Below are 12,242 nucleotides of genomic sequence, written 5' to 3'. Positions count from 1 at the left end.
GAAAGGCTTCAAACTAACGCTTTCGAGTGAGGACTATTGTGCGGTAATTTGTAAGATGTCACATTTCTGACGTGTAGGTATTGCAAGCTATTGGATAAAAAGCGGATCTCTATGCTTTAGCTTGAATTTGATGCTGACGTTGAGCCGTCACTAGCTGATTATATAGCCCAGCATCTGGGATCAGTTGTTTGTTGCGTTCGCCCAATCTGCGTCGCTCATGACCAGATAGGTTGTGATAAACCTCCTCTGGTAGGTTGAATGTGTCTTCAGGCAGGTAAGTCAGCGCATCTGGTTTTAGGTAATGGCTCAGCTTTGCGGAAGGCAATCCTGCATCGTGAAACTGTTTCGCTTGTTCAGCTGCGAGTTCATAGCTGCTGCTATCAGAACGAAGAGCTTGAGGTTGCGATAAACCCAATTGTTGGCGAAGAATACTGTCACTGGTGATGACTTCCTGGACCTCTTCAACTGGGACCACATCGCGAACATCATTAGAGAACATAGACAGAATCAGCGAGAAATCCGCACGACGACCTTCGTGTACGGCATGGTTAATACCATTACCGAACTGAAGTTCGTTGATAATTGCAGCTTTGTCTAACGTATGAATTTGCATGATGTTCCTCGCTCGATGCTCTTTTAACGGCGTGAATAAGAAGAACTTTAGTAAAAGAGGGAATTATTTAAAGGTGCTAGGGAAGGCGAAACAAAAAAGCCCGCTAAATAGCGAGCTTTTGAATAAGACTAAATTGAACTTAGGGGGAAGTATATTACTTCGCTAGGTTCTCAGCTACGAAGTCCCAGTTTACTAGAGCCCAGAAGCCGTTCATGTAATCAGGACGTACGTTGCGGTAATCGATGTAGTACGCGTGTTCCCATAGGTCAACAGTTAGAAGTGGTGTTGTACCTTCTTCTGTTAGAGGAGTAGCAGCGTTAGAAGTGTTAACGATCTCTAGAGAGCCATCAGCTTTCTTAACAAGCCAAGTCCATGAAGAACCGAAGTTGTTGATTGCTGAATCAGTAAACTTCGCTTTGAATTCTTCAAAAGAACCGAATGCTGCGTTGATTGCGTCTGCAACTGCGCCAGTTGGCTCGCCGCCCGCATTTGGAGCAAGACAGTGCCAGTAGAACGTGTGGTTCCAGATTTGCGCTGCGTTGTTGAATACGCCACCAGTAGAAGTCTTGATGATCTCTTCTAGAGTTTTGCCTTCGAACTCAGTACCAGGGATAAGACCGTTAAGCTTAACAACGTAAGTGTTGTGGTGCTTACCGTGGTGGTAGTCTAGAGTCTCTGCTGAGATGTGTGGTTCTAGTGCGTCTTTCGCGTAAGGAAGAGCTGGTAGTTCAAATGCCATTACTCGATTCTCCATTGATTTGAAAGGATGACCTTTCGATTGCTTCTAGTGTTTTTTTATAGCTATGTCGCCTTTAAGGCTGACTTGCTAAGTATTTTAGCAAGTTTTTACTTTATTAAAACCCCGATATGAAAATATTTTAAGAGGTTAGCAGTGGTGAAGTGCTGCATTGCTCGCCAATGAGCAACCTAAAATTAAGCCTTATTAATTATATGGTTTTTATTCTGTCGTTATTGAGTAGAATGTGGCAAATAAATAAAGTTCAAACCCATGAATGAGGAAGCGATGGAAACTATCGACAAAATCAAACAGCAGATCTCTGAAAACTCAATCCTGCTGTACATGAAAGGATCACCGAAACTACCTAGCTGTGGTTTCTCTTCTCAAGCGTCACAGGCACTAATGGCATGTGGTGAGAAGTTCGCTTACGTAGACATTCTGCAAAACCCAGATATCCGTGCTGAGTTACCAAAGTACGCGCAATGGCCAACTTTCCCTCAACTATGGGTTGAAGGTGAGCTTATCGGCGGTTGTGACATTATTCTAGAAATGTTCCAAAAAGGTGAACTGCAGCCTCTAATCAAAGAAGCAGCAGCGCGCGCTGAAGATCAAGCTGAGTAATTCGTAAATACTCACATTTAGCGATAGAATACGAAGGAGCCGTACTGGCTCCTTTTTCTTTTTAGGTTAGTGGAATGAACATAAAGCTTTGTTCTAACTGCCTATCTCGTAAACCTCGCGAAGCCATGTTAATCCCGCCTAGTGTATACAAAAATTCCAGTATGAATTTTGATGTATATTGGCGTGTAATTACGATGTATGCTGCCATCTATTTCGTAAAGTCGTTTTCAAACATCATTGCTTACACGTCTTTGATAAGGGAGTTGCTACAAATGGTATTTGGTTAAGGAATTACACTAAAGGCAATTTAACTCCCCAGAATTTTTAGGCCAACTTATTTCGGCACAAAATGCACTCGAAGAGTAAGCCCCATCATAAATCAGCATTGGACGCTAAGAACCAAGTTTTGGGAGAATTATGACAGTTTACAAGATAATAGATAATTTAAGAGAATTTCAAACGGTCTGCTCTGGTCCCGATGAAATCGCTAGCCAGTTAGGTGACTTCGACTATTTTGAGAGGATCTTATTACAGGCTATTAAAAACCAATCTCTGCAAGATATTTGGAAGCCTGTGGAGGTAAAGTTTCAAGATGTATTTAAGTACAATTCTCTATTGCCTGATATTAGTTTATGGGCGCGAACATACCTTGTTTTATCTCCGAGGGCATATGAAATATTGAATGCTTATCTAAGTGAACACGGGGAGTTTTTACCTGCTAACTACCAAGGTGGGCAATGGTATTTATATGCATCACTGACTTTTGGACAGGAAAACAAGAGAAAGTGTGTAGAAAAAATCGCATATGGGAGCCGAGATGGGTTAGATACCCTTGTTTTTATTGACGATGATGTTAAAGACAAAATGGTTTTCAAGTCTCGGTTAGAAGGAGCGGGCACCTTGTACTGTACAGATAAGTTTAAGGCTTTGTGTGAACAAAATCAGCTCAATGGCATCATGTTTTCTTCTAATTTGACAGATCCATTTAATTAGTGATTTTTATTAATATGAAAATACTATTTCTCTGATTTTGAGGTTTGTAAGCACTGTAATGGTCGACGAGAAAATTAGCTTTCTCCTCTAAAACGCAGCTTTTTTAGGCCTGTTTCCTTCATGAAAAATGATTTGAAAAGTAACTTACCCATAGGTAGCACTTGGTAGTAAAACATGAGGAGTTGATAGATTAATGACGGTTTATAAAATTTTCGACTGTCACAATGAATATAAAATCGTGAGCACTACGCCTAGTTCTGTAGCTAGGCAGTTAGGTGACATGGATTTAATAGAAAAAATCTTTGTGCAGCCATTAGAAAACTTTTCTTTCAAAAGTATATGGGGTGAGGTAGATATTGAGTTTGAAGATGTTCTCAAGAAAGACTCATTACTTCCTGATATCAGTTTATGGTTACGGGTTTTCTTAGTGCTTTGCCCTAAAGCTTATGCATCTTTAAAAGAGCCATTGAGCAAAGTAGGCGAGTTCTTATCGATTCGCTATAAAGAAGAGGAATGGTACCTGTATACACCGTTGGAGTTTGGGCAAGAAGATGAAGATAAGTGCGTCCAAAAAATTGAATATGGCAGCTTAGCAGGTGTAGAGGTGTTAGTATTTAATGAAAGCGACGTTGCAGAAAAGGTTGTTTTCAAGTCAAAGATGCTAGGAGCGAGCTTTCTGTATTGTACTGAACATTTTAAGAGTTTGTGCGAACAAAATGAGCTAGGTGGGCTAGAGTTCTCAGCTGACAGACTTGTTTATCTAACCTAAGATCTACAATGAAACTTAACACGCCTCGTATAGACTGGCTTTAGAGCGAATTATTAAGATAAAGCAGTTTTTCAACTTATGAGACTGTATAATTACTCTGAGATTTTGAGATGATTTTAAAGGTTTAATTATTAAAGTGGATATAAAGCTTTACTACGTGCATGACCCAATGTGCAGTTGGTGTTGGGGTTACAAACCAACGCTGGATAAACTAAAACAGCAACTGCCAGGTGTGATTCAGTTTGAGTATGTGGTTGGTGGTCTTGCGCCAGATACTAATTTACCGATGCCGCCCGAGATGCAACAAAAACTCGAAGGTATTTGGAAGCAGATTGAGCGCCAGTTAGGCACTAAGTTTAACTACGATTTCTGGAAGCTTTGTACGCCAGTTAGAAGCACTTACCAATCTTGTCGTGCGGTTATTGCAGCGGGCTTTCAAGACTCTTATGAGCAGATGCTAGAAGCGATTCAGCATGCGTATTACTTACGTGCGATGCCTCCTCATGAAGAAGCCACTCACTTGCAACTAGCGAGAGAAATTGGCTTGAATGTTCAGCAATTCAAGAATGACATGGATGGCTCTTTCTTAGAAGGTGTGTTCGAAGATCAATTGAGCCTTGCAAAGAGCCTAGGTGTGAGCTCTTACCCTAGCTTGGTTCTTAAAATTAACGACGCTTATTTTCCGATTGCCATCGATTACCTGTCGACAGAACCAACCTTGAAGCTGATTCGTGAGCGTATTATTGACAATATGCCAGCGCAATAACCACAGTTATGAATAACAAAAAGCCGCTCATTGAGCGGCTTTTTCGTAACTAAATGTATATCCATCCAAACAATAGTATTAAAGCACCATTGCTGCAATCCAACCAAAGATGATTAGAGGGATATTGTAATGGATAAAGGTTGGAACGACTGTTTCCCAAATGTGCTCATGTTGACCGTCGGCATTTAGACCAGATGTAGGGCCTAATGTAGAGTCAGAAGCTGGAGAGCCTGCATCACCTAACGCCGCCGCAGTACCTACCAGTGCAATCGTTGCCATCGGCGAGAAGCCAAATGCTAGCGCAAGAGGCACATAGATAGTTGCAAGGATTGGAATCGTAGAGAACGATGAACCAATGCCCATTGTTACCAACAGACCAACGATCAGCATCAGTAGTGCAGCTAAAGGCTTATTGTCACCGATGCTGGTTGATAGCGATTGTACTAGTGTTTCAACACCGCCAGTTTGCTTCATTACTGCTGCAAAACCTGCTGCTGCAATCATGATGAAGCCAATCATTGCCATCATGTGTACACCTTTAGTGAACACGTCGTGCGTCTCTTTCCATGCAATAACGCCGCCGAAAGTAAACACCATAAAGCCAGCTAGAGCACCGATAATCATTGAACCCGTGTAAAGCTGAACACCCAATGCAGCGACAATACCAAGTGCCGCAACCAAGATGTGCTTTTTATTGATGACATGATCGGTTTCGTCAACGACAGTCAACTCAGTTTCTTTGTAGACACGCGGTTTACGATAGCTAACAAAGATAGCCAGTAATAGACCAAACAGCATACCTGCACCAGGCAGTAACATGGCGGTTGGGACTTGGCTTGCAACCACATTCTCCAAACCGTTGTCATGTAGGTTCTTTAACAGAATGTTGTTTAAGAAAATACCGCCGAAACCAACAGGCAAGATCATGTAAGGTGTGATCAAACCGAAGGTAAGAACACACGCGACCAAACGTCGATCGAGCTTAAGTTTCGCAAATACGCCCAAAAGAGGTGGAATCAAAATTGGAATAAAGGCGATATGGACCGGAATTACGTTCTGAGACGACATCGTAACAAGCACTAATGCCACCAACACGGCGTACTTTAAGCCAGTAGTGGAGGCGGAGTTTTCTTTGCCATTTAAGCGCTTGATAACACTTTTGGCCAGTAGATCCGTGATGCCTGATTTCGAGATGGCAACAGCGAAAGTACCTAACATGGCGTAGCTTAGCGCGATAGTTGCACCGCCACCTAGACCACTTTCAAATGCGGCAACCGTATCCCCAAGGCTCATGCCTGCGACTAGGCCGCCTACGATGGCACTAAACGTGAGGGCAACCACCACGTTTACGCGCATCAATGCTAACACGAGCATGACGCACACTGATATAACGACAGGATTCATACTTTTCCTAATATGTTGTGTTTACTTATTATTCTTCGTCGACAAGCGGCCAACCGCCGAGGGCCTTCCATTTGTTGACAATACCGCAGAATAATTCTGCTGTTTTTTGTGTATCGTAAAGCGCAGAGTGTGCTTCACGGTTATCAAATTCCATCCCGGCTGTTTTGCAAGCTTTAGCGAGAACTGTTTGGCCATAAGCAAGGCCACTTAATGTAGCCGTATCAAAAGTAGCAAAGGGATGAAAAGGGACTCTTTTTAGTTTACAGCGTTCATTTGCTGCATTTACAAAACCCAAGTCGAATGCTGCGTTATGAGCAACCATAATTGCACGTGAGCAATCTGCGGCTTTTTGTTCTTTGCGAATAAGCTTATAAATTTCCTTTAGCGCCTCTTGCTCAGAAACAGCACCACGAAGAGGGCTGAAAGGGTCACGAATACCATTGAATTCAAGCGCTTCTTTTTCTAAGTTAGCGCCTTCAAATGGTTCCACATGAAAATGAATGGTGGAGGCCGGATGCAACACGCCATGTTCGTCCATTTTCAACGTAACGGCACAGATTTCTAAAAGTGCATCAGTTTGAGCATTGAAACCAGCGGTCTCAACGTCTACTACCACAGGGAAATAACCACGAAAGCGTTTTTTCAAGGTTAGAGCTTCATTTTCTAGTGTCATGTTGGCTTATTTTTGTGTGACGAAGGCTGCATTATTGCAGATTATACCGATGAGAAAAACCGCAATTTAAGAGAAAACCGGAATTCTATTTTGCATCCAATCAATAAGTTTGTATTGCATATTATGTAGACGTTTATTCGCCATACTTTGCATCATGTAAACCGATAAAACATGAGGAAGTAAAACGCTAAGTGGCGGTTAAGGTGATTGGAACACGGTGGCTCACATTAATGGCAGTGTGACATATAACCCTATATTGGCGAGATTTTTGCATGCCGGTTGAAGTGGTTTTATTGATGCAAATTGACGGCAACAGACTGCCGTTTAAGAGACAGTATTAGATGAAGAAATGGCTGATTACCAGTGGTGTTGTATTTTCGTTGTTTAGCACAAGCAGCTTCGCTTTGATGGGCAAACGTTATGCTGCAACTCCACAGCAATCTCAATGGGAAATGGTGGTCAATACACCATTAGAATGTCAGCTTGTACACCCCATTCCAAGCTTTGGAGATGCGGTATTTTCATCTCGTGCGAACAAAAAAATCAATTTAGACTTTGAGTTAAAAATGCGTCGCCCGATGGGAGAAACACGTAACGTCAGTCTCATTTCTATGCCGCCACCTTGGCGACCAGGTGAACACGCCGATCGAATTACAAACCTAAAGTTTTTTAAACAGTTTGATGGTTATGTCGGAGGGCAAACAGCATGGGGCATTTTGTCTGAGCTGGAAAAAGGCCGTTATCCGACTTTTAGTTACCAAGATTGGCAGAGCCGAGATCAGAGAATTGAAGTCGCATTGTCATCAGTACTATTTCAAAACAAGTACAACGCGTTTAGCGACTGTATTTCCAACTTATTGAAATACAGTTTTGAGGACATTGCTTTTACGATTTTGCACTACGAAAGACAAGGTGATCAGTTAACCAAGGCCTCTAAAAAGCGTTTATCACAAATTGCAGATTATATCCGACATAATCAAGATATCGATCTCGTGCTGGTGGCGACTTACACAGATTCAACCGATGGTAAAAGTGCGAGTCAAAGTTTATCAGAGCGACGTGCAGAGTCACTTCGTGACTATTTTCAGTCTCTAGGGCTACCGGAAGATCGAATTCAAGTGCAAGGGTACGGCAAGCGTCGTCCTATTGCAGATAACGGTTCGCCAATAGGAAAAGACAAAAACCGCCGAGTCGTGATATCTCTAGGGCGAACCCAAGTGTGATGCATATAAAAACGCCGAAGCTGAAAGCTTCGGCATTTTTGATTTACTGACGTTGTTAATAATATTTTAGTGGTATTTTGCCAAGCACGTTTCGGTGATTCCTGCTGTATAATTTGAATGTTAGTTTAAGCGGAATTTGGCAATGACTTCGCAATTGGTGGCGGTATCGATTTTTTCAACCTGTTTGGCAATAGCCGGATTAGGGTGACGCTTCATAAAGTCTATCAACGCCTTAGTACAGCATCCTATCGAGTCGATAAAGCTTGCACACTCTTTATTTGGGCATTGTGGGATAAGTGTTAAGACCTTCTCAGAGGCCAGTTGAAGGTATTTGAGTTCATAGTCAGTATCTCCAGCCCAACGCCAGAACTGAGCTAAGTTATGACAAGAAATCACAGAAATTAATAATCGCTCGTCCGCCTCAATTTCCACACATTCGCTGATATCTTCACTCAGGCTTAGGGCTTGCTGGTAATGAAGAATGCTGCGAACAGGGTCATCTAGTTGAAGTGCCGTATCGGCTAGAAGTGTGTGTTTTTCCCATTCACTGATCATTATCGTAATCCCGCATATCGAAGTTGCGGATAAATCTAAACGATAACTATTATCAAGTAAAGGGTTTTGTTTATAAAAGGACAGGCAGATCGCAGACCTGCCTGTAATCGGAGTTCAACTTGCAGTACAAGTGATTATTAGAAGTGCCGCTTAGCCTTCAAGACCTGATGAAGCTTGCTTGTTTTGAATAAGCTCAATCATATAACCATCTGGGTCTTTTACGAATGCAATGTGCGTGCTTCCGCCTTTTACTGGACCTGGCTCACGCGTCACATTACCGCCCGCCGCTTTGATAGCGTCGCAAGTTGTGTAGATATCATCAACACCAATGGCGATATGACCAAAAGCAGTACCTAGGTCATACTCAGTTTTATCCCAGTTGTAAGTCAGTTCGATCACTGCACCTTGGGATTCGTCACCATAACCAAGAAACGCTAGCGTGTATTCGTACTCTTTATTTTCGTTAGTACGAAGCAGCTGCATGCCCATAACTTCAGTGTAAAACTTGATGGATTTGTCTAGATCACCTACGCGAAGCATAGTGTGGAGAATTCGACCGTTTGACATTTTTTGCTCCTAGCTTTGATTTACAAATAGCATTAGCTATCTGGGTATACTTTCTCTTTATATTCGCACAAATCTTCGATAATACAGCTACCGCAGCGAGGCTTTCTTGCTACGCACGTATAACGACCATGAAGAATGAGCCAGTGGTGCACATCGAGTTTGAACTCTTTTGGCACAACTTTTAATAGCTTCTGCTCGACATCATCAACCGTTTTTCCCATCGCAAATTTAGTGCGATTCGACACGCGATAAATGTGCGTATCGACGGCAATAGTTGGCCAACCAAAAGCGGTGTTGAGCACGACGTTTGCGGTCTTGCGACCTACGCCTGGCAGCGCTTCTAACGCTGCACGATCTTCAGGAACTTCACCATTGTGTTTTTCCAACAAGATCTTACAAGTCTTGATTGTGTTTTCTGCCTTTGAGTTAAACAAACCGATGGTCTTTATGTGTTCTTTTAAGCCATCGACTCCCAAATCAAGAATGCTTTGAGGTGTATTCGCTACAGGGAAAAGCTTGTCGGTGGCTTTATTGACGCTTACATCGGTTGCTTGAGCTGATAGTAATACAGCGATTAGCAGCTCAAAAGGGGAGCTCCAGTTAAGCTCAGTTTGAGGATTCGGATTGTTTTCTCGTAATCGCTCAAGAATTTCGATTCTTTTTATTTTGTTCATTGCTGACTTCCAATACCGTCTCTGCGGTTTATGAAAAAGGCTCCTATGACAGAGCCTTATCTTGTTATGCGTTAGTGACGCGAGCACGTTCTATGGTTGGTTTTTCTTCTTTTGGTTGACGTGCCTGAATTGAATTATCTATGACATTTTTGAGCGCTATCAACAGCCCAACACCGATAAATGCACCAGGTGGGAGAAGCGCTAACAGGAAGCTATTGTCAAATTGGAAAACTTGGATCCGTAGAGCTGAAGCCCAGTCTCCTAGGAGAAGGTCTGCTCCGTCGAATAGTGTGCCATTACCAATTAATTCGCGCATGGCACCTAAAACAACCAAGACGCTCGTCATACCAAGGCCCATCCACAAACCATCTAGCGCAGCGGGTGCAACATCATTTTTTGACGCGTAAGCTTCTGCTCGGCCAATAATAATGCAGTTCGTTACAATCAGAGGAATAAAGATACCAAGAGATAGGTATAAACCATACGCATAGGCATTCATCAATAACTGAACACAGGTAACGAGAGAGGCAATGATCATCACGAACACAGGAATGCGGATCTCTTTTGGTACGTAATTACGAATAAGAGAAACCGTGACGTTGGAGCCGACCAGCACTAATAAGGTTGCAATACCAAGACCTAAGGCATTGGTTATCGTGGAAGAAACCGCTAGTAGTGGACACAGACCCAGCAGCTGTACGAGAGCAGGGTTATTGCTCCACATACCGTTTTTCATCAGCAATTTATTTTCACTCATTACTGCTCTCCTTCACAGCCCAAAGGCTGGCTAAGAATGTCTTCACGAGATTGGTTTACGTAGTTAACTGTATTTCGCACCACTTTTACGACGGCTCTAGGCGTGATCGTTGCACCAGTAAATTGATCGAAATCACCACCATCTTTACGAACTTTCCATGAGTTCCAGTTACTTTCCGTGACTTGTTTGCCCGTAAAGCTCAGGATCCAGTCGGTGACACGAAGATCGATTTTATCGCCCAGACCAGGGGTTTCTTGGTGGTTTAGGACGCGTGTCCCCAAAATATTGCCCTGATTATCAATCCCAGTAATCACTTTTATCTCACCATTGTAGCCATCTGGCGCGATAGATTCTATTGCGATTGCTGTTGGTTCACCATTCTTCGTGGCGAGGTAGGCTGGCATCGCACGTAATGTCCCCAGATCTGGAGACGTGACCATTGTACAAGCTTGCGTGAGTGCGTTGTCATGCATGTTTTCTGGAATGACTTGATTCAAAACAGAAAGTAATTGTTTTTGCTCTTGTACCTTAATTTGGTCTTTTGTTAGGTACTGAGTAAGGGCGACTAATCCGGTTGTTGCACAGGCAAATATCGCGAGTGTCAGACCATTTTTTCTAATAGCGGTTAACATGTTTACCTCAGTGACCGTAAGTTCTAGGTTTGGTGTAGTAATCGATCAGTGGCACACACATATTTGCAAGCAACACTGCAAATGCAACACCATCTGGGAAACCGCCCCAACTGCGAATGATAAAGACCAAAGCACCAATAAGCGCACCGAAGATTAAACGTCCTTTGACGGTGGTAGACGCCGAAACGGGATCGGTTGCAATAAAGAATGCGCCAAGCATGGTTGCACCAGATAACAAGTGTAAAATTGGCGACGCAGTTTCCCCTGGCGTCAGCAACGTGAACACTAGGCTAAACAGAGTCAGACTCGCAAGGAAACCTGCTGGAATATACCATTGGATGATACGCTTTTTGATCATGACTATGCCGCCAAGAAGGTAAGCAAGGTTTACCCATTGCCAACCAATACCACCTAAGCCATCAAATATCGGCTGCGACATTACTTCGCTTGGAGTGGCACCTGTAAGAATGCCAGTCTTAAATGCATCAAGTGGTGTCGCCATTGTCACACCGTCAACACCTGAGCGAACTTGCTGAAGTGATAAGCCGTCGTAATCATAGCCCGTAAAAATTAAAGAGAGTGTATCTGCAAAATTTACATGATCAGGTATGAGTGATGTCGGTGCACTCCAACTCGTCATTTGTACTGGGAAAGAGATCAACAAGACCACATAAGCGACCATTGCAGGGTTGAATAAGTTTTGTCCAAGGCCACCATAGAGGTGTTTAGCGATTACTATCGCAAAAATAAGCCCGATCACCATAATCCACCACGGAGACCATGGTGGTATAGCAACGGCTAACAACCAAGCGGTAACTATTGCACTGTTATCACGTAGCGCTCTCATTGGTGAGCGTTTACGACAGATCATGACTAAGGCTTCAAGGGATACAGCGACTGCAATGGCAAAAATCAGCTGAATCAGCGTACCCCAGCCAAAGAAGTAGGTTTGAGCTACTAAACCTGGAAGTGCGCAAAGTGCCACCCATTTCATTAAGTCTGGCGTATTACGACGACTGTGGGTATGCGGTGAACTGGCAATAAAAAACGACACTACTCGTTCTCCTCAGTATTATTTTTATTAGCTTCTTGTTGCGCTTTGCGTGCCTTCGCGCGCGCAATTGCTGCGGCAACCGCGGCTTTCTTCGGATCCACTTCTGGTTCTTCGGAGGTTGCTTCTTCAACAGGCTCTGTTTGCGTTTCTTGCTTCGCTTTGCGCGCTTTGGCTCGAGCGATGGCAGCTGCCACGGCGGCTT

Annotated in this window: 15 protein-coding genes and 1 pseudogene; 5 read left to right on the top strand and 11 right to left on the bottom strand. The window is 43.2% G+C overall.

The window, feature by feature from the left end:
• Nucleotides 1-109: 109 nt before the first annotated feature.
• Both IJ23_RS21890 and sodB read right to left on the bottom strand, forming a co-directional pair.
• Nucleotides 110-613, bottom strand: a complete 504-nt coding sequence (locus IJ23_RS21890; protein ID WP_033907342.1) for a VC2046/SO_2500 family protein — start codon at nt 611-613, stop codon at nt 110-112.
• Between the two features lie 154 nt (nt 614-767).
• The gene (sodB, locus tag IJ23_RS21885; RefSeq protein WP_005396533.1) at nt 768-1,352 is read right to left on the bottom strand and encodes a superoxide dismutase [Fe]; all 585 of its coding nucleotides are present in this window, start codon (nt 1,350-1,352) and stop codon (nt 768-770) included.
• A gap of 285 nt (nt 1,353-1,637) precedes the next feature.
• Between sodB and IJ23_RS21880 the strand changes: the two genes are divergently transcribed.
• The 4 genes from IJ23_RS21880 to IJ23_RS21865 all read left to right on the top strand — a co-directional run bounded on the left by IJ23_RS21880 (nt 1,638) and on the right by IJ23_RS21865 (nt 4,501).
• A complete protein-coding gene (locus IJ23_RS21880; RefSeq protein ID WP_017635833.1) occupies nt 1,638-1,973 on the top strand; it encodes a Grx4 family monothiol glutaredoxin in 336 nt (111 codons plus the stop codon).
• A 417-nt stretch (nt 1,974-2,390) separates the two neighbouring features.
• A complete protein-coding gene (locus IJ23_RS21875; RefSeq protein ID WP_033907341.1) occupies nt 2,391-2,966 on the top strand; it encodes a hypothetical protein in 576 nt (191 codons plus the stop codon).
• 193 nt (nt 2,967-3,159) lie between these two features.
• Entirely contained in the window at nt 3,160-3,735 is a 576-nt protein-coding gene (locus IJ23_RS21870; RefSeq protein WP_017821150.1) for a hypothetical protein, read from the top strand.
• Nucleotides 3,736-3,871: 136 nt separating this feature from the next.
• Nucleotides 3,872-4,501: a DsbA family protein gene (locus tag IJ23_RS21865; protein WP_017821191.1), complete on the top strand. Its 630-nt coding sequence runs from the start codon at nt 3,872-3,874 to the stop codon at nt 4,499-4,501.
• A 78-nt stretch (nt 4,502-4,579) separates the two neighbouring features.
• Here the strand turns inward: IJ23_RS21865 and IJ23_RS21860 are convergent, their stop codons facing one another.
• Both IJ23_RS21860 and rnt read right to left on the bottom strand, forming a co-directional pair.
• Complete coding sequence (locus tag IJ23_RS21860; protein ID WP_017821192.1) at nt 4,580-5,905, bottom strand: Na+/H+ antiporter family protein; 1,326 nt, start codon at nt 5,903-5,905, stop codon at nt 4,580-4,582.
• Nucleotides 5,906-5,933: 28 nt separating this feature from the next.
• Nucleotides 5,934-6,578: a ribonuclease T gene (rnt, locus tag IJ23_RS21855; protein ID WP_005384888.1), complete on the bottom strand. Its 645-nt coding sequence runs from the start codon at nt 6,576-6,578 to the stop codon at nt 5,934-5,936.
• 341 nt (nt 6,579-6,919) lie between these two features.
• Between rnt and motY the strand changes: the two genes are divergently transcribed.
• Complete coding sequence (gene motY / locus IJ23_RS21850; RefSeq protein ID WP_005384887.1) at nt 6,920-7,801, top strand: flagellar protein MotY; 882 nt, start codon at nt 6,920-6,922, stop codon at nt 7,799-7,801.
• 120 nt (nt 7,802-7,921) lie between these two features.
• On the opposite strand, the gene IJ23_RS21845 is transcribed toward motY, so the two are convergent.
• From IJ23_RS21845 to IJ23_RS25635, 7 genes and pseudogenes are all read right to left on the bottom strand, one after another.
• Nucleotides 7,922-8,356: a DUF2753 domain-containing protein gene (locus IJ23_RS21845; protein WP_005384886.1), complete on the bottom strand. Its 435-nt coding sequence runs from the start codon at nt 8,354-8,356 to the stop codon at nt 7,922-7,924.
• Nucleotides 8,357-8,506: 150 nt separating this feature from the next.
• Nucleotides 8,507-8,923: a lactoylglutathione lyase gene (gloA, locus tag IJ23_RS21840; protein ID WP_033907340.1), complete on the bottom strand. Its 417-nt coding sequence runs from the start codon at nt 8,921-8,923 to the stop codon at nt 8,507-8,509.
• Between the two features lie 32 nt (nt 8,924-8,955).
• Complete coding sequence (gene nth / locus IJ23_RS21835) at nt 8,956-9,597, bottom strand: endonuclease III (RefSeq protein ID WP_033907339.1); 642 nt, start codon at nt 9,595-9,597, stop codon at nt 8,956-8,958.
• Nucleotides 9,598-9,661: 64 nt separating this feature from the next.
• Nucleotides 9,662-10,354, bottom strand: coding sequence for an electron transport complex subunit E (locus IJ23_RS21830; RefSeq protein WP_005384881.1), 693 nt, complete (start codon nt 10,352-10,354; stop codon nt 9,662-9,664).
• Nucleotides 10,354-10,986, bottom strand: coding sequence for an electron transport complex subunit RsxG (gene rsxG, locus IJ23_RS21825; RefSeq protein ID WP_033907338.1), 633 nt, complete (start codon nt 10,984-10,986; stop codon nt 10,354-10,356). Before rsxG ends, IJ23_RS21830 begins: the two co-directional genes overlap by 1 nt.
• Before the next feature lie 7 nt (nt 10,987-10,993).
• Nucleotides 10,994-12,040 (bottom strand): electron transport complex subunit RsxD, encoded by a 1,047-nt coding sequence (rsxD, locus tag IJ23_RS21820; RefSeq protein ID WP_033907336.1) that lies wholly within the window; start codon nt 12,038-12,040, stop codon nt 10,994-10,996.
• Nucleotides 12,040-12,242 (bottom strand): annotated as a pseudogene (locus tag IJ23_RS25635) (electron transporter RnfC); the annotation flags it as partial. The pseudogene IJ23_RS25635 and the gene rsxD, both read right to left, overlap by 1 nt.

The organism is Vibrio sp. OY15, assembly GCF_000742455.1.
GTDB lineage: Bacteria > Pseudomonadota > Gammaproteobacteria > Enterobacterales > Vibrionaceae > Vibrio > Vibrio alginolyticus.
Note: the sequence above shows the minus strand (reverse complement) of the source record. Positions and strands in the feature narration are given on the sequence as shown.